Source organism: Flavobacterium xanthum, assembly GCF_900142695.1.
Classification (GTDB): Bacteria; Bacteroidota; Bacteroidia; order Flavobacteriales; family Flavobacteriaceae; genus Flavobacterium; species Flavobacterium xanthum.
Map to the genome: position 1 here is coordinate 61,756 of NZ_FRBU01000009.1, position 16,920 is coordinate 78,675.

15 protein-coding genes and 2 tRNA genes are annotated in these 16,920 nt (G+C 34.6%); 14 read left to right on the forward strand and 3 right to left on the reverse strand.

The annotated features are described in order from the left end of the window. Positions 1-78: 78 nt before the first annotated feature. The 4 genes from BUC11_RS05570 (at position 79) to BUC11_RS05585 (ending at position 2,496) form a co-directional block, all read left to right on the forward strand. Positions 79-516 (forward strand): TPM domain-containing protein, encoded by a 438-nt coding sequence (locus BUC11_RS05570; protein WP_073352691.1) that lies wholly within the window; start codon positions 79-81, stop codon positions 514-516. Then, a complete protein-coding gene (locus BUC11_RS05575) occupies positions 516-1,328 on the forward strand; it encodes a TPM domain-containing protein (RefSeq protein WP_073352692.1) in 813 nt (270 codons plus the stop codon). The genes BUC11_RS05570 and BUC11_RS05575 overlap by 1 nt, the downstream gene beginning before the upstream one ends. 76 nt (positions 1,329-1,404) lie before the next feature. Then, a complete protein-coding gene (locus tag BUC11_RS05580; RefSeq protein ID WP_073352693.1) occupies positions 1,405-2,148 on the forward strand; it encodes a DUF2490 domain-containing protein in 744 nt (247 codons plus the stop codon). Positions 2,149-2,253: 105 nt separating this feature from the next. Then, positions 2,254-2,496, forward strand: a complete 243-nt coding sequence (locus BUC11_RS05585; protein WP_073352694.1) for a hypothetical protein — start codon at positions 2,254-2,256, stop codon at positions 2,494-2,496. A 97-nt stretch (positions 2,497-2,593) separates the two neighbouring features. Here the strand turns inward: BUC11_RS05585 and BUC11_RS05590 are convergent, their stop codons facing one another. Beyond that, positions 2,594-3,385, reverse strand: a complete 792-nt coding sequence (locus BUC11_RS05590; RefSeq protein WP_073352695.1) for an SDR family oxidoreductase — start codon at positions 3,383-3,385, stop codon at positions 2,594-2,596. 80 nt (positions 3,386-3,465) lie between these two features. Next, complete coding sequence (gene der / locus BUC11_RS05595; RefSeq protein ID WP_073352696.1) at positions 3,466-4,776, reverse strand: ribosome biogenesis GTPase Der; 1,311 nt, start codon at positions 4,774-4,776, stop codon at positions 3,466-3,468. Positions 4,777-4,817: 41 nt separating this feature from the next. On the opposite strand from der, the gene BUC11_RS05600 reads away from it, so the two are divergent. Beyond that, on the forward strand, positions 4,818-5,381 hold the full coding sequence (locus BUC11_RS05600; protein ID WP_084129531.1) for a hypothetical protein: 564 nt from the start codon (positions 4,818-4,820) through the stop codon (positions 5,379-5,381). 158 nt (positions 5,382-5,539) lie between these two features. Here BUC11_RS05600 and era read toward each other — a convergent pair whose 3' ends face one another. Continuing rightward, positions 5,540-6,421 (reverse strand): GTPase Era, encoded by an 882-nt coding sequence (gene era / locus BUC11_RS05605; RefSeq protein ID WP_066079794.1) that lies wholly within the window; start codon positions 6,419-6,421, stop codon positions 5,540-5,542. A gap of 117 nt (positions 6,422-6,538) precedes the next feature. Here era and BUC11_RS05610 point away from each other — a divergent pair. The 9 genes from BUC11_RS05610 (at position 6,539) to BUC11_RS05650 (ending at position 16,778) form a co-directional block, all read left to right on the forward strand. Beyond that, positions 6,539-6,611 (forward strand) — tRNA-Met (locus BUC11_RS05610). 35 nt (positions 6,612-6,646) lie between these two features. After that, positions 6,647-6,719 (forward strand) — tRNA-Met (locus tag BUC11_RS05615). 58 nt (positions 6,720-6,777) lie between these two features. After that, entirely contained in the window at positions 6,778-7,032 is a 255-nt protein-coding gene (locus tag BUC11_RS05620) for a GIY-YIG nuclease family protein (RefSeq protein ID WP_073352697.1), read from the forward strand. Positions 7,033-7,398: 366 nt separating this feature from the next. After that, on the forward strand, positions 7,399-8,001 hold the full coding sequence (locus BUC11_RS05625; protein WP_139259429.1) for an RNA polymerase sigma-70 factor: 603 nt from the start codon (positions 7,399-7,401) through the stop codon (positions 7,999-8,001). 162 nt (positions 8,002-8,163) lie between these two features. Continuing rightward, on the forward strand, positions 8,164-9,276 hold the full coding sequence (locus BUC11_RS05630; protein ID WP_073352698.1) for a FecR family protein: 1,113 nt from the start codon (positions 8,164-8,166) through the stop codon (positions 9,274-9,276). Between the two features lie 42 nt (positions 9,277-9,318). After that, positions 9,319-12,669 carry a SusC/RagA family TonB-linked outer membrane protein gene (locus BUC11_RS05635; RefSeq protein ID WP_073352699.1) on the forward strand — a complete coding sequence of 1,117 codons (3,351 nt, stop codon included), beginning with the start codon at positions 9,319-9,321 and terminating at the stop codon, positions 12,667-12,669. Between the two features lie 4 nt (positions 12,670-12,673). Continuing rightward, the gene (locus BUC11_RS05640) at positions 12,674-14,152 is read left to right on the forward strand and encodes a RagB/SusD family nutrient uptake outer membrane protein (protein WP_073352700.1); all 1,479 of its coding nucleotides are present in this window, start codon (positions 12,674-12,676) and stop codon (positions 14,150-14,152) included. Continuing rightward, positions 14,139-15,608, forward strand: a complete 1,470-nt coding sequence (locus BUC11_RS05645) for a hypothetical protein (protein ID WP_073352701.1) — start codon at positions 14,139-14,141, stop codon at positions 15,606-15,608. The genes BUC11_RS05640 and BUC11_RS05645 overlap by 14 nt, the downstream gene beginning before the upstream one ends. Positions 15,609-15,629: 21 nt before the next feature. Then, positions 15,630-16,778: a cytochrome-c peroxidase gene (locus BUC11_RS05650; RefSeq protein WP_073352702.1), complete on the forward strand. Its 1,149-nt coding sequence runs from the start codon at positions 15,630-15,632 to the stop codon at positions 16,776-16,778. The last annotated feature ends 142 nt before the right edge of the window (positions 16,779-16,920 follow it).

Genomic DNA, 16,920 nt, shown 5'->3' on the forward strand with positions numbered 1-16,920 from the left:
AGATTTTCGATTAATGATTTTTGATTGTAGGACATTCTACAGTCAAAAATCGCTAATCATCATTCAAAAATTTATCCCATGTCAAAAGTAGAAGATTTTTTAACCAAAGAAGATGAACAAGAAATTGTTGAAGCTATTCGTATGGCTGAAAAGAACACTTCTGGCGAGATTAGAGTTCATATAGAGAAAACAACTTCCATGGATGCGTATGATCGCGCTTTGGAAGTTTTTCATGAATTGAAAATGGATGAAACCGAGTTGCAAAATGGTGTCTTGATTTACCTAGCAGTTGAAGATCATCATTTTGTAATTTGCGGAGATAAAGGAATTAATGATGTTGTACCAAATGATTTTTGGAATTGCACCCGAGATATTATGGTAGCGGAGTTCAAAAAAGGTGATTTCAAGCAAGGTCTTATTGATGGAATTGCCAGAGCAGGGGAACAATTACAACACTATTTTCCTTGGCTAGAAGGCGACACAAACGAATTATCAAACGAAATATCTAAAGGATAATGCTATTACAAAAAAAGAGTACTCTAATTGCACTAAAGCTTTTTGTCTGTTTATTATTCACACAAATTGGCTTTGCGCAATTTACCATTCCTGAAAAACCAACTCTTCAAACTTCAGTTTATGATTATGCGAATGTGCTCAGCGCAACAGAAAAAGCACAATTAGAAGAAAAACTGATTAAATATTCTGATTCTACCACAACTCAGATTGTCGTCATTACGATTGAAAGCCTTCAAAACGAAGATGTCAGTCAACTGGCAACCAAATGGGGACAAACGTGGGGAATTGGCGGTACGGAGAAAGACGATAATGGTGTTATTGTTTTATTGGCTAAAGCCGAAAAAAAAATAGCAATCAATCCCGGTTATGGATTAGAAGATCGACTAACTGCTGGAATAGGTGGAGAAATAATTCGGAATATTATTATTCCTGAATTTAAAGCCGGAAGTTTTTACAACGGATTAGACAAAGGCACAGACGCACTTATTGATGTTTTCAAGGGAAAATACAAAGGAGAACGAGTTAAAAAAACCAAAGATACAGGATTCCCCATTTTACCCTTAATTGTTATTGTCATCATTATACTGGTACTTATTTCAAGAAACAAAGGCGGCGGCGGTAATTCTGGAAACAGAGGCGGTGGCATTGGACCTAGTTTATTGGATGTTATTATACTCAGCAGCCTTGGAAGAAACAGCGGTGGCGGTGGATTTGGTGGCGGTTCCTCTGGTGGTGGATTTGGTGGAGGCGGTTTCGGCGGTGGATTTGGTGGCGGAGGTTTCTCTGGTGGCGGATCTAGCGGAGGCTGGTAACAATTTGATTTTAAAAATATTAATACCCTATCAAAACGATAGGGTATTTTTTTTATATTTGGTGAAAATTAAAAAAATGAAGTTATATTATTTGCTCCCATTGATTCTTTTGACAAATGGAATAGCAATTGCTCAATCAGAGAAAAAGATAGATCATCAAAGCATTCTTTGGACGCGTTATTACAATCAATTATTGCTAAGCGAAAAATGGTCTTTGCATTCTGAATTTGACAACCGACTTTTTCTAAAACCAACACAAGAAAATTTATTTGTCATCCGAGTTCAAGGTCGCTATAAAATCAATGCGCATTTAGAGACAGGCGCTGGCTTTGCCTACTTCTCAGTCGATACACAAATCCCTGAAATTAATCCTGATTACACTACACCGGAATATCGAGGACAACAGGATCTTACGTGGAAAGAAACTTTTGGGAAATTTGGGATTAACCAGCGTTTTCAGTTAGAGGAGCGATTCATTCACAAGGCAAACAAGGAAATGCTACTGCCAGGAACCCTATTTTCATGGCGCTTCAGGTACCGCTTTCAAACAGAATACACTTTTTGGAAAAAAGAAAAGCAGCTGTTAAAAGCTGTACTATCCGATGAAATAATGTTCAATTTTGGAAAAAATATAATTAAAAATACATTTGATCAAAATAGAATTTATGCTGCCATACATTATGGACTCAATAGCAATGTCGCATTTGAACTCGGCTACCTAAACAGTCTTCAACGACGAGCTAATGGAACCGATTATTTCAACAGAGATATTATCCGAATCAGTATTTTTCATAAAATTAAAAGCTCAAAAAAAGTATAAAGAGCATTTGTAATTAGTAACTAATAAATATTTTAAACATTGATTACCAATACGTTAACTTAATATTTACAATTCATGGTGTAACTTTAATAAAAAGATATAGCCATGAAAAATTTTGCAATTAAACTCGTGTGGTTTACCACCATTTATGTTTTTGTATTTGCCGGTATGTGTCAAACTAACGTTGCTTTACCAGTAATAATGACCCTTTATTGCGTAGGTATACCGTTAATATTATTAATGGTTTATACCGTCCTTACTGATGATTATACAACTACAAAAACTTTTAAAGATTGGTATGGAGATCATCCAATGGAGACTTTGGAAGAAGAAAAAGAAGAAAGCTAATCATTCGAATCCATTTTAACTCAAAAAATCCCGAGCAATCGGGATTTTCTATTCTTATGAATTTCTGATTTAAATTTTGATTAGTTACTACTGAAATTTATCTTACTTTGCTTTTTAAAACAAAATGATGCAGCCATTTTGGAAAAAATCGTTTCAAATAAACGCCCATAGTTTCTTTGCCACCAATGTAAACTTCAAAAGCATTCGATTCAACTGCTTTCACAAATTTTTTGGCAAACATACTTGTTGGCATTCCATTTTGAGTAGCTTCATCATCTATATTTTGTTTCGATCCATCAGCAGTAAGTGCATTTTTGGCCACATCCGTTTGAATAAATCCCGGACAAATTAAGGTGACATTTATATTGTCCCGTTGATGTTCCATTCTCAAAACATCAAAAAAACCATGTAAAGCATGTTTTGCGCCACAATAGCCAGAACGATATGGCGAACCAAATTTCCCCATCAAACTCGTTACAGTAACAAAATGTCCTTTCTTATTTTTGATAAAATGAGGCAACAAAGCTTTTGTTAGCGCAACCGTGCCAAGATAATCTACTTCAATGAGTTTTTTATCCACCTCAAAATCAGTTTCTACAATCAGTGAGCGTTGGCTTACTCCACCGTTATTCACTAGAATATCAATTTTTCCAAAGGCAGCAATAGCTTTTTCTGCATGATTTTTGGCGTTGTCAAAATCAACCAGATCAAAAGGCAAAATCATAACTTCTGTGTTTGAACACTTCGATTTCACAGTTTCTAAAGCATCTCTATTTCGAGCCGAAAGAATTAGTTTGCAATTTTTAGTTGCTAATTCATAGGCAAGAGCCTCTCCTATTCCGCTTGAAGCGCCTGTAATCCAAACTATTTTGCCATTTATTGCATTCATATTTTTTCCTAAAAATAAAAAAAGTTTACCGAGCTTTTACAAACTCAATAAACTTTCTAGTATAATTATGGAAATAAAGATTATTTCTCTCTAATATAAATATCGATTGGCACTCCTGAAAAGTCCCAGTTTTCTCTAATTTTATTTTCCAGATAACGTTTGTACGGTTCTTTTACATATTGCGGCATATTGGCAAAAAACACAAATTGTGGTGTTGGTGTTGGCAACTGCATGCAATATTTAATTTTTACATATTTCCCTTTTGTTGCTGGTGGCGGATACGCTTCAATCACTTTCAACATAAACTCATTGAATTTTGAAGTCGCAATGCGTTGTTGCCTGTTTTCAAAAACTTTTACCGTTGCTTCTAATGCTTTCAACAAACGTTGTTTGGTTAAAGCAGAAACAAAAAGAATAGGCACATCCGTAAACGGCATTAATTCTTCTCTAATTTTTTCTTCATAATTGCGGGTTGACATCGTTTCTTTTTCGACTAAATCCCATTTGTTTACTAAGATTACAACTCCTTTACGGTTTTTCTCAGCCAACCAAAAAATACTTTGATCCTGGCCTTCAAATCCTCGTGTGGCATCAATAATCAAGATACAAATATCGGCATGTTCAATCGCACGCACGGAACGCATTACTGAGTAAAATTCTAAATCTTCCTTCACTTTTGCTTTACGACGGATTCCCGCAGTGTCCACTAAGTTGAATTCGAAACCAAAACGGTCAAATTTTGTATCAATTGAATCACGGGTTGTTCCCGCAATATCAGTAACAATGTAACGCTCTTTACCAATTAAAGCGTTGATAAAACTTGATTTTCCAGCATTAGGACGACCAACCACTGCAAAACGAGGCAATACCACTTCTTCTTGAGTTGGTTCTGGTTTTATAGGAAAAGCATCAATCAATGCATCCAATAAATCGCCTGTTCCACTTCCAGAAATACTGGCAAACGTGTAATATTCTCCTAAACCAAGGTTATAAAACTCAATTGCATCTTTCTCACGCATCGCATTATCCACCTTATTTACAGCAAGTAAAACTGGTTTCGTCACTTTTCGCAACAATCTCGCAACGGCATCATCCATTGGAGTAATCCCCTCTTCTACATCAACTACAAAAATGATAACGTCAGCTTCATCAATAGCCAATTCTACTTGTTTACGGATTTCTGCTTCAAAAACATCATCAGAACCACGTACGTATCCGCCGGTATCAATTACAGAAAACTCTTTTCCGTTCCACTCGCTTTTACCATAGTTTCTATCACGGGTCACCCCCGATACTGAATCTACAATAGCTTCTCTTCTTTGTATCAGCCTATTAAAAAGGGTTGATTTCCCTACATTAGGTCTTCCTACTATCGCAACAATGTTATTCATAATATAAATTCAAATATTTTGCAAAGGTAGTGTTTAAAACCATGAATATCAATATTTTTAATATATTAGCAAGACCTTATCCTTTTAACACTTACAAGTTTACTGCTATGGACACTAATAATGAACTCAGACTTCGCTTACGATTTTACAAAGATGTTCCGCAAAACATAGATGCTTTGCGCGTTAAATTTGCAAATTACACCCAAATCAAGTCCAAAGATTACTTCGTTAAAATTCGTGGTTATCACATTTGGTTAAACATAAAAGGACCTAAAAAAGCGTATTGGTCGCCTCATTTACATATAGAAATGGAATCAAAAGACCAAAACGAAACGCATATCAGAGCACTATTTGGACCTGACCCAACCTTATGGACACTTTTTATGTTCTTCCATTTTGTTATAGCGGGAATATTTTTGATTTTTTCGGGGATTGCTTATTCTGATTATATCCTGAAAAATCCCGTAACATTCGATCTGATCGTTATGGGATTAATGGTTTTCGCCTGGTTTTTGCTCTATTTCGTAGCCAAACAAATCCGAAGTAACGGTCACTACCAAATGAATGATTTGGAAAATTTATTTTTGGAGATTATAGCATCTTAGTTTTTATTTGGAGCAATTCCAGCTCTCCGCTATATCTTTTATGCAGTCCCGAAGTTTCGGGACTGCATAAAAGGATGCCGCTGCTATCTGGGCTAAAAAAAAATCAATATCGAAAATTGAATTCCAATATTGATTTTAAAAAAAAGGACCAGAAAAAATTACTGGTTATAACCAAAACGTTTCAACATATTAACGTTACTTCGCCAATTTTTATTTACTTTCACTACCAATTCGATATGAATTTGTTTTCCAAAAAACTTCTCTAAATCGACACGGGCTTCCATTCCTACTTTTTTCAAAGCAGCACCTTTATGCCCTATTATAATTCCTTTTTGAGTTTCACGTTCCACCATAATCAAAGAACGGATTCTAATGATATTTTCATCTTCAAAAAACTCTTCAGTAACAATTTCGACTGCGTATGGAATTTCTTTGCTGTAATTCAACAATATTTTTTCACGAATCGTTTCATTCACAAAGAAACGTTCTGGTTTGTCCGTAAGCTGATCTTTTGGATAATACGCTGGAGATTCCGGTAACAATTCAATGATTCGTCCAAATACTTCTGGCACATTAAAATTCTGCAAAGCTGATATTGGAAAAATTTCTGCATTGGGAACTTTCGCAGTCCAGAAAGCCACTTGCTCTTCGAGTTGTTCTTGGTTAGAATTATCTATTTTATTCAATAAAAGAAGAACTGGAATTGTAGCATAAATGATTTTGTTAAAAAACGCTTCGTCTTTCAAATCTTGTTCACCAATTTCTACCATATAAATTAAGATGTCAGCATCTTCAAAAGCCGACTTTACAAAATTCATCATCGATGCCTGCATTTCGTAGGCTGGTTTGATAATTCCCGGTGTATCAGATAAGATCAATTGAAAATCTTCCCCATTTACAATTCCTAGAATTCTATGACGTGTTGTTTGTGCTTTTGATGTGATTATGGATAATCTTTCTCCAACAAAGGCATTCATTAGTGTTGATTTCCCAACATTTGGATTCCCGATGATGTTTACAAAACCTGCTTTATGTGACATTTCTATTATAATTTATTTTGCAAAGGTAGACATATCAAGTCAATAGATGAAATAAAACATTTTTAAAAATTTTTATTGGAAATACGGAAATTCGTTGTACATTTGCACCCGAAACAACGCGGGATAGAGCAGTAGGCAGCTCGTCGGGCTCATAACCCGAAGGTCACAGGTTCGAGTCCTGTTCCCGCTACTAGAGTAGCCTTATTGAGATTACAAAACGCACATCGCGGGATAGAGCAGTAGGCAGCTCGTCGGGCTCATAACCCGAAGGTCACAGGTTCGAGTCCTGTTCCCGCTACTAGAAAGCTTCAGAGAAATCTGGAGCTTTTTTTATTTACATTTATCAAAAATAACTGATGGATGAATTTGTAGTTTACATTCTATATTCCTCTAAGTATAAGCAAAACTATACCGGATATACTTCCAACTTAATTGAGCGATTCAAATCCCATAACTTTCTAGGGACAAAAGGGCATACATTAAAATATAGACCTTGGATTGTCATTCATGTTGAATTTTATCATTCTAAATCACATGCTATGCAAAGAGAAAAACAGCTTAAAACTGGAGTTGGAAGAGCGTTTATTTATAAAATAATCGCTGACATATAGCTTTAAGATAGCGCATATCCGCCGCGGCGGACACTGATACGACTCTCCGATGTGGCGGACTACTAGAAAGCTTCAGAGAAATCTGGAACTTTTTTTTGTTAAAGAACAATCACAATACATGGTATAAAATTAACTAAAAGATTATTAATTCTTTTAACGACTACAATCAAAATAAATAATGGGTCTACTAATCCACTTATTTTAAATCAGCTTCCTTGTTAAAACATCCTCTGTTGATGTAATTATATAATACTCCTTTTACCAGAGTGATTCAAATTAATAAACGTATTAGGTACTGAACAGTTACAATTAGTTCAATTATTTTTCTAATTTAGCTTTTTACAGCAACCGATCATTTTTTATTTAATGAAAGAAATAAATCATAATGAATTAAACTACTTCAAAGCATTTAAGGAAGGGGACAATGACGCTTTCAACTTTTATTTCAACAAGTACTATAATCGTGTTTTAGGTTTTAGTATTCAATTTTTATACGATAAGGACGAAGCTAAAAATGTAACCCAAGAAGCTTTTTTGAAATTATGGATCAACAAGGACAAAATTGAAACTGCAAATGGGATTCTACCCTTTCTCTACACGTATGCCAAATCGATTTGCTTAAATCTTTTAAGGCATAATGAAGTAAAAAATAAATTTAAAAATGAGTTACTGAATCAAAAAGAGAAAGAATTAGATACTCAAATTTTGAATTCGATGCATTTTGATTCCTTAGAATTAACAGAATTAGAAGTTTTAATAAATAAAGTAATTGCTGAACTTCCTGAAAAAACAAAACAAGTTTACCTAAAAAAACGTTTTGAGAATAAAAAAAACGAAGAAATTGCTACTGAAATGGGAGTAAGCCAAAAAGCGGTTGAAGCCCATATGACAAAAGCTTTAAAAATTTTGAAAGAGCAATTATCAGACTATTTGCCTTCCTTTATTATTATCACTTTATTAAATAGTTAAAAAATAATTAAATTTTAACATAGGGTATTTCAATTGTTAAGTGTACTTACTTAAACGATTGGAGTACGACTTGCGCTATTTTTTAATTTTTTTATAAATAATAATGATTGTCGCACTTTCTAAAAGGTACTTACAAGAGTATTTGATTAAATAAAAAACAATATGATTTTGGAATTGATTTATAAATATTTAGACAATGAAGCTTCTGAAGAAGAAGTTCTTACTGTTTTTAAATGGATTGAAACTTCTGAAGAGAACAAAAAGCAGTTTATGGCTTTGAAAAAAGCGTGGGCTTTCACAGCAATATCAAATGAAATACCAGCAAAAGCGCTTCAGGAATTTTACAAGAAAAAACAAAAGAAAAGTAGCCGTAAATGGTACAGGTTTTTACGATATGCAGCTATCGTTCTTGTATTTATTGGTTTGGGAAAAACAGCCACACAGTTGTTTGTTCCAAAATCAAATCCTTCCAAAGAAATTGTTTTGGAATTAAGCAACGGCACTTTAGAATATATTTCGAAAGATAAAACGAAAAACGTTATTGATGAGAAAGGCAAAGCAATAGCGAAACAAAGTCAGGATTCCATTGTTTATTACGGTCATGCCATGAATGACAAAATGGTTTACAATACACTTAAAGTTCCATATGGCCAGACATTCAAAGTAATCCTTTCAGATGGCACGACGGTTCATTTGAATGCGGGAAGTACACTGAAATATCCACAACAATTTGGAATAAACACCAATAGAAAAGTGTATTTAACCGGAGAAGCTTTTTTTGATGTTACCAAAGACCAACTCCATCCATTTATAGTAGAGGCTAATCAGGTAAGTATCGAAGTCCTTGGTACAAAGTTTAATCTGACAGCTTATCCGGATGATAAACAAATACAAACTGTTTTAGTAGCAGGAAGTGTGCGATTATCAGAGAATGCTAATCGTAAAAATAATTCAATCTTATCACCAAATCATTTAGCAACGTGGGATGGTTCCTCTAAAAAATTTACAACTCAAACAGTAGAAGTCGATTTATTTACAGCTTGGGTTCAAGGCGAACTTGTTTTGAAAGACGCTACTTTTGGATCCATTTGCAAAAGATTAGAACGAGCATTTGATGTCACGATTGTTAACTCAAACAGCAATTTAGTGGCACAGAAATTCTCAGGAACAATTAAAATTAAAGAATCTAAAGTGGAAGATATTCTAGATTTGTTAAAGCTGGATACTCCATTTAAATATACTAAAAAAGAAGGCATTATAAAAATAACCCATTAACAATAACTAAATAACAACTAACTAACCAAAACTTACAATTAAATGATGTTTACAGCGTACCCCTATTGGCAAAAACTCTTACTGACTTTTGGGATAGTCTTAATGAGTATCACTACTTTTTCCCAAACAAAAGAGAAGACCATTACTTTAAATTTTAAAGAAGAACCTTTAAGCCAGGTTATCAAATTTATTGAACAACAAACGAATTACCGAATCATTTACAACGTTAATAAAATTGACATCAATCAAAAAGTAACTGTATCGGTTAAAAATAGTACACTAGAAAATGCTTTAACTAAACTCTTAAAAGACAGGAAAATATCATTTTTTATACAAAAAGAACAAATATTATTACTGGAAATTTCAGATAAAGCAGCTTCACAGGAAAAAGAACGTTTCATCAAAGGTATTGTCCTAGACAGCAAAGACAAACTCCCTGTTCCAGGTGCAACTATTTTGATAAAAGGAACCTCAACTGGAGCTATTAGTGACAGCAAAGGAAAATTTGTCTATTTATTAAGAGGAGATGCTATTCCAAATACGGTTTTAGAAGTGTCTTATTTAGGAATGAAAACGCAATCCGTTCGTGTGGGAAACGCATTTGATTTTGTTTTCAATATGGAACAAGCCACAGATGAATTAGACCAAGTTGTAATTACGTCATCCTACGGAACTAAAAAATTAAAAGAGGAAATCGTAGGAAGTATTTCTACCCTTAACGCAAAGGATATTGCAGTAGAGCAAGCTTCAGAAAGTATTGATAAAATGGTGGTAGGACAAATTGCAGGTGTCTTAATAGAAAATACTTCGGGAATAGGAGGCCCTGTTAAAATAAATATTAGAGGCCAAGGAAGTTTGAGTTCGTTGACAAATTCTAATTTAGGAACGTCGACACAGCCTTTGATTATTGTTGATGGTGTAATAATGAGTGAAGAAGTGGGTATTGATAGTCAGTTTTTTGATGCAAATGGAACTTTCTCTGAAAATCTATCCAATCCTCTTGCCCAAATTTCACCGGAGAATATTGAAAGTTTTACAGTATTGAAAGATGCTGCTGCAGTAAGTATTTATGGCGCTGACGGTGCCAATGGTGTCATTCTTATCACAACTAAAAAAGGAAAAAAAGGAAAAGCAAAATTTGGATTTTCTAACCAACTTGGAGTTTCCTCAGCCATTAATCCAATCAAATATCTAAGTGGTTTCCAGTACAATGATTTGAGAAATGAATATCTTAAAAATAGTCAGACAAATTATGTACCCGTTCCCTATAATGGAATAAACACGGACTGGTTTGATTTACTAAATGTAGCGGGAATTTATAATAAATATAATTTTAATGTTTCAGGAGCAAATTCTAAATTGTCGTATCGCAGCAGTTTAAGTTATCTTACTATTGATGAGCCACAAAAAGGGAATAAAACCAAACAATTTAACGCCGGTATAAATCTAGGTTACCGCTTGGATAAATTTGATTTCAGTTTGTCTATGAACCCTAGTTACATTCAAAAGGATGCCCCAAATATTTATTATAGTTATGCCTTTGTCCCTACTATTTCGCCTTATAATGCGGACGGAACGTATGCAACTGTTGGTGTTTTAGGCTTAGGAAATCCATTAGCAGCTATTGAGCAAAACAAAAACATAACCGATAGTTATGGTATTTTAGCAAGCTTGAATGCCTCGTATGAATTCAATAAATTTTTAAGTTTCTCAACGCTTTTTGGAATAGATTACAAAGACAAAACGCAGGACAGATATTTTTCCGGTGCCAATGAAAGCGGACAATACAATGGTTCATTTACTTTAGAAGGAATGCAATATCCAAATTGGGGAAGACGTCTTTTGAATGAAAGAAACTCAACTAAATGGAACTGGCAGGGACAAGCTTTATTCAATAAAACAGTGAATATAGACCATAACATTGATGGGATTTTTGGTTTTGAATTGTCTAGCGACAAAGCAAATTTTAATTATTCATCTGGTAGAGGTTTTGTAAATCCCAATGGTGTAAATAATGTTCAAGACGCAATTCGAGATGATGATCCGTTGACAACCGTTGATGAATCATTATTAAATCAAACGTATGGGGATGACATCAGTTACAGTTCAAGAGTCTCGTTTTTTTCTCAGTTTAACTACAATTATAAAAAGAGGTATTACTTTTTAGGTAATTTTAGGAGAGATGAAAGCTCGGTTTTTGGGGATGATACTAATGTAGCTTTAAATGGTGGAGCCGGATTGAGTTGGATTGTCAGTAATGAAGATTTTTTGAAATCGAACAGCGGTATTGATTTGCTAAAATTTAAAATCAGTTATGGAACAACTGGGAATTCAAGAATAGGATCGTATCGTTCAAAAGGACTTTATATCTTAAATCAAAACGGGTACAATGGCGCAGAAGGTTCCTCTCCTAGCGAAGCTCCAAACGGGCAACTGAGTTGGGAAAAAAACACAAAATTTAACGCAGGTATCGATTTTAATTTCTTGGGAAGAGTAGAATTGTCCTTGGAATATTTTTATGACGATTTAAAAGATTTGATAACCAGCAGAGATATACCAACCGAAACCGGTTACAATTCCATTCAATTAAACGCAGCTAGCATGTATAATAAAGGACTGGAATTTTCAACTCGTATTAAATGGTTGCAAAGCGATCAATTTAAATGGACAACATCCTTTAATATTTCTACTGTTGAAAATAAAGTAACGCAACTTGTAGGTTTAGGAAGTGAATTTTCTACTTCAGAAGTTGCTCTTGCTCAAAAAGTAGGATACAGCACCTCCAAAATTTGGGGAGTAAAATGGGCGGGCGTTGATCCCGCAACCGGAAGAGATCTGGTAGAGAAAGACGGACAAATATATGATGCAGCTACTTATACAAACTTATTTACTGCGGCTGATTGGGTTCCTATTGGCGACAACCAACCCAAAGCTTACGGTGGTTTTAATAATAATTTCACTATCAATAATGCAATTGTTTTATCAATAAGAGGAGCCTTTCAATTGGGGGGAGATTATTTAGTGGATAACAGCCTGATCTCAAAATATAACATTACCTCTAATAGAAACCTTTCTGTTAATGCTTATGATTATTGGAGAAATCAAGGTGATGTAGTTTCACAACCTTTGGTTATCAGTAATACAACCTTGATTCCAAATTTGAGTAAATTTCTATATGACGCTACTTATTTAAAGATCAGCAACATTAATCTAAGCTATAATGTTCCTTTCAAAAAAACCTTTTTGGATGCATTATCTGTTTTTGTCGATGTTTCGAATGTAGTCTATTGGTATAAAGATAAAAGTCCGTCTGGAAGGAACGGCATACGTGAATTTAATTTTACCTATCCGCAAGCACGAACAATTTCTTTAGGTTTTAACACTAAATTTTAATGCGATGAAATACTTTAAAACAACATATTTTTATAGATTATTAACCGTTTTATTTGTTCTTTTTTCATTGCAGAGTTGCAGTGATTTTTTAGAACAAGAACCCGGTTCTCAAACATCGATTACGGAACAATTAGCAACAAAAAAAGGAATGTTGAGCGCTTTGAATGGCACTTATGGATCGCTTGAAGCAAATGTAAGAGGTGAGCGATTTGCAGTTTATGCTGATTTACAAGGCGGAAATCTTAAATTTACACCCACAATAACTGGTAATAATAGGGGTCAGATTACTGTTCCTATCAACTTAGAAAATGTGTACTCGTTCCAAGATCTGGCACAAGAAAGTGACTTCACGACCTTCTATGATGCAAGTTATGATGTCATCAATCAAACCAATTTAATTTTAGAATATGTAGATGCTTTGCCCGATGCCACCGATGTTGAAAAAAAGCAGATTAAAGCCGAGGCTTTAGCAATAAGAGCCTATTCCCATTATTTACTAACTTTAATTTACAGTCAGGCTATAGGAAATACGGGCCTAGAGATGCAATTAGGAATTATCTATAACAAAACAAGTTTATCGGGAGGCATTACGTATCCAAAACGAGAAACTTTGACAAGCACTTATTCTTTAATTATTGAGGATATCAAAGTGGCTTTGGATCATTTTTCGGATAATTCTTTGTTAACCGGACCATCGTACTCCTATTTCAACCGTGTAAATGCGAAAGCCTTATTGGCGCGCGTTTATTTGTCTAAAAACGATTGGCAGAATGCTTTTGAAACGGCAAACGATGTTATTTTAAATGCTGGAGTTTCATTAACCCCAAGTGAAAATTATGTTTCGCAATGGGAGCAAACAAATGTTCCACTTGCTGAAAACCTGCTAGAATTCTCAGTTCCCAGAGACAGCGGTGGCGACGTTGGAGGTTCTTTGTCCAGTTATTTTGGGTATTTTTCAAATACAAATTACAATAAATATGTGGCTTCTCAAGATTTATTAGGACTTTACGAATCTACTGACATAAGAAAGCAATTATTTCTAGAAAAAGCACTTCCTACATTGATAAATGGGGTTTTTGTAAATGTAAATTATTCTTTTACCAAAAAGTTTCAGGATAATCCGGGATATTCAGCCTTCAGGTTAAGTGAACTCTATCTTATTCGTGCCGAAGCAGCCTTGGAACTTGGAGATCTAGAAACTGCCAAAAACGATATCAATACTATAAGAGCTAGAGCAAAAGCGATTTTATTGACCACAACTGATAATTTAGAACAAGCCTTGTTACTGGAACGTAGAAAAGAACTTTGTTTTGAAGGGCATTTGTTTTTTGATTTGGCCAGAAGAAATAAGTCTGTAGCAAGAATCGACGGATGCTTGTCGCAAAACTGTAGTTTGGATTTTCCGTCTCCAAAATTTGTGTTGCCAATTCCAAGCAAAAATATTAATCTTAATTCAAACTTACAGCAAAATGAATCCTATTAAAATTATATCGATAGCCGTTTTGATCCTAAGCCTGTTTACCGCTTGCTCAAAGGATGATTATCAATTAAGTACTAATGCTGTTGATCCCTTTGTACGTTTCAATATATTAGTAAGCAGCAATAATGTCCCCTTGGCATATCCCGCATTGAACAGCGCATTAGTTCCAGTGATCAGTTACACGAACAGATCAGTGAAACCATTGAAAATTCCAGTTACGTTGACCTCTTCCACCTTGAAAAAACCTGTTTTTGTAACCTACAGCATAACAGGAACTGGAGAGAGCAACAATTATAGCGTAAAACCGTTGAACCAAATCTCTTTTGCGGGAAATCAACTTACGGATACTATATTTTTGTCTTTCGACAAAAGATGGAATACAAAACAAAAGATTACTTTAAAACTAGAAGAAAGTTCAGATCCAGCCATCACTCTTGGAAATTTGAATACTGTTGCTCCCAATAATAGTTTTGAAGTCAATCTCGATGAGGTAAAAACCACCTACACTTTTCCGATAAACAGGTTTGAGATAAAAGGCGAAATAGGAGAAGAAATTGTTTTTAAAGTTGATTTTCCAAATGGTTTTATACCTTCGGAAATCAACACCGATAGGATTTTTGAGTTTTTAAATGGTTTCAATTATACGTTGACTCACGATGATTTTGGAGACAATAGAAACAGCATAACCTACCGTTTGAAACTATTGGAAAACATAAATAATGATGATGTTTTTTATCAAACGAATATTGCATTAGTAAATTCGGATACGTATACGACTACAGGAAATACCGTGCTCCAAATCGTGAAACCTATTAAATCCTTCCGAGATATTGCTACTAATACAGCAGCAAATTTCTATGATTTATCAAATCCATTTTACCTGACTTATGGAGAGCATTGGTTTGATAGAAACGGAATTTGTGCATGGCAGACTTTTAATGCATTTACCTTTCCAGTGGTCGTTCCTGCTGGTTCAGAAAACGCTATCTTATATAGCGATAAAGGAACCCCAAGCACTACAGATGATGTGTATCATCATGCTTTTAAAATTGGGTTTAATGTTGCTACCGGGACTAATACAACTAATTCTTTCGGTTTGAAACGATGGTTTTCTAATGAAAGTGTTTCCGCTGCAAATTCTCCAGGATTTAATATTACTTCGGCGCTTGAATTTTTCCCTGAAAATGGAAATAGTAAAACTAAAGGTGCTGTTTTAGTGATTCCGCAATACATCACTATTGCAGGAACAAATGGTAAAAGTTACAGCATAGGAATTTCTGGCGGTGGAACGTACAAAGAAATTAGTACTGGATTATTTGAAATTTCATTCGAATTAAAAGCAAACAATACAGCCCTTTTTGGCGGACCTGTTTCCGCACAATACCGAATTTTTAATAACAGAGTATATCCAAAACCGGCTCCAATAACTGAGAGTTGTCTCAAAGAAATTAGTCTATAAAATTATTAATAGTAGTTACAAATGAAAATAAAACACATCATACTTCCAGTCGCTTTATTGATTTTTTTGTCCGCTTATAAAACAGATGACGAAAACGAATATATTGACATACAAGATTTAAGGCAACTGTATTCCAGCGGAAATCCAGCGTTATGGCCAAAACCTAATTTGGACAAGAATGTTGACAAAACCACTTTTCAAGATATTGGGCCACTACCAGAGATGACTTACCCAGAGTACAATAAATACTCTAAAGAAAAGGCCTTTTTGGGTAAAACATTATTTTTTGATCCTCGATTATCAGTAAGCGGACAAATAGCGTGTGCCTCCTGCCACAATCCGGAATTGGGCTGGACGGATAATCTGACACGTTCTTTTGGTCATAACAGACAAAACGGAAAACGAAATTCCATGACTATTTTAAATTCAGGGTATGCCAAATCATTGTTCTGGGATGGTCGTGCTTCCAGCCTAGAAGATCAAGCCCAGTTTCCTATTGCAGATCCTTTAGAAATGAATGAAAAACTGACCATTGCCGTAGATAAAATCGTTGGTGTAAAAGGCTATGGCAAATTGTTTACAGAGGCTTTTGGTGACGAGAAAGTTACTTTGCAAAGAATTCAATATGCTATTGCTACTTTTGAACGTACAATAAAAAGCCCAAAAAGTAAATTTGATCAGTTTGTCAGTGGAAAATCGGAGGCGTTTACAGACCAACAAGTAACAGGATTGCATTTGTTCAGAACTAAAGCGCAATGCATCAACTGTCACAATACCCCTTATTTTAGCGATAATCAATTCCATAATGACGGACAAACATTGTTTGGGACCAAAGATGAAGATTTTGGTCGTTACAATGTTACTGGAGATAAAAAAGATCTTGGAAAATTTAGAACGCCAACTTTAAGAGAGGTTGTCAATACAAGACCTTGGATGCATCACGGACATTTTCCAAGTTTACTAGATGTGGTGGAATTTTATAATTTAGGAAATCCTTCCGCTATTCAGAAGAGATATTTAGGAACAGCTCGCGATTCTTTGATTCCGGTAACTTCACCAATTCTTAAAAAACTAGATTTAAACAGAGCCGAAATCAATGCGCTTTTAGCTTTTATTGAAACACTAAGCACTCCAAACGGCCGAATTGCAACACCAAAAATGCCTCAATAACGGTTCCTAAAAGTATATTTCCAACATTTTTATTAACACAAACAATTTTATAAGAACCATCAATAAGTGCGTTGGAATTTTCAAGATTAACCGTTCCTAAAAAGCTTCAGAGAAATCTGAAGCTTTTTTTTCAAAATAGCTA

Excerpts from the sequence above, each read along its gene's own strand:
- BUC11_RS05570 (WP_073352691.1), top strand. The coding sequence starts at position 79 with ATGTCAAAAGTAGAAGATTTTTTAACCAAAGAAGATGAACAAGAAATT.
- BUC11_RS05575 (WP_073352692.1), top strand. The coding sequence starts at position 516 with ATGCTATTACAAAAAAAGAGTACTCTAATTGCACTAAAGCTTTTTGTC.
- BUC11_RS05580 (WP_073352693.1), top strand. The coding sequence starts at position 1,405 with ATGAAGTTATATTATTTGCTCCCATTGATTCTTTTGACAAATGGAATA.
- BUC11_RS05585 (WP_073352694.1), top strand. The coding sequence starts at position 2,254 with ATGAAAAATTTTGCAATTAAACTCGTGTGGTTTACCACCATTTATGTT.
- BUC11_RS05590 (WP_073352695.1), bottom strand. The coding sequence starts at position 3,385 with ATGAATGCAATAAATGGCAAAATAGTTTGGATTACAGGCGCTTCAAGC.
- der (WP_073352696.1), bottom strand. The coding sequence starts at position 4,776 with ATGAATAACATTGTTGCGATAGTAGGAAGACCTAATGTAGGGAAATCA.
- BUC11_RS05600 (WP_084129531.1), top strand. The coding sequence starts at position 4,818 with ATGAATATCAATATTTTTAATATATTAGCAAGACCTTATCCTTTTAAC.
- era (WP_066079794.1), bottom strand. The coding sequence starts at position 6,421 with ATGTCACATAAAGCAGGTTTTGTAAACATCATCGGGAATCCAAATGTT.
- BUC11_RS05620 (WP_073352697.1), top strand. The coding sequence starts at position 6,778 with ATGGATGAATTTGTAGTTTACATTCTATATTCCTCTAAGTATAAGCAA.
- BUC11_RS05625 (WP_139259429.1), top strand. The coding sequence starts at position 7,399 with ATGAAAGAAATAAATCATAATGAATTAAACTACTTCAAAGCATTTAAG.
- BUC11_RS05630 (WP_073352698.1), top strand. The coding sequence starts at position 8,164 with ATGATTTTGGAATTGATTTATAAATATTTAGACAATGAAGCTTCTGAA.
- BUC11_RS05635 (WP_073352699.1), top strand. The coding sequence starts at position 9,319 with ATGATGTTTACAGCGTACCCCTATTGGCAAAAACTCTTACTGACTTTT.
- BUC11_RS05640 (WP_073352700.1), top strand. The coding sequence starts at position 12,674 with ATGAAATACTTTAAAACAACATATTTTTATAGATTATTAACCGTTTTA.
- BUC11_RS05645 (WP_073352701.1), top strand. The coding sequence starts at position 14,139 with ATGAATCCTATTAAAATTATATCGATAGCCGTTTTGATCCTAAGCCTG.
- BUC11_RS05650 (WP_073352702.1), top strand. The coding sequence starts at position 15,630 with ATGAAAATAAAACACATCATACTTCCAGTCGCTTTATTGATTTTTTTG.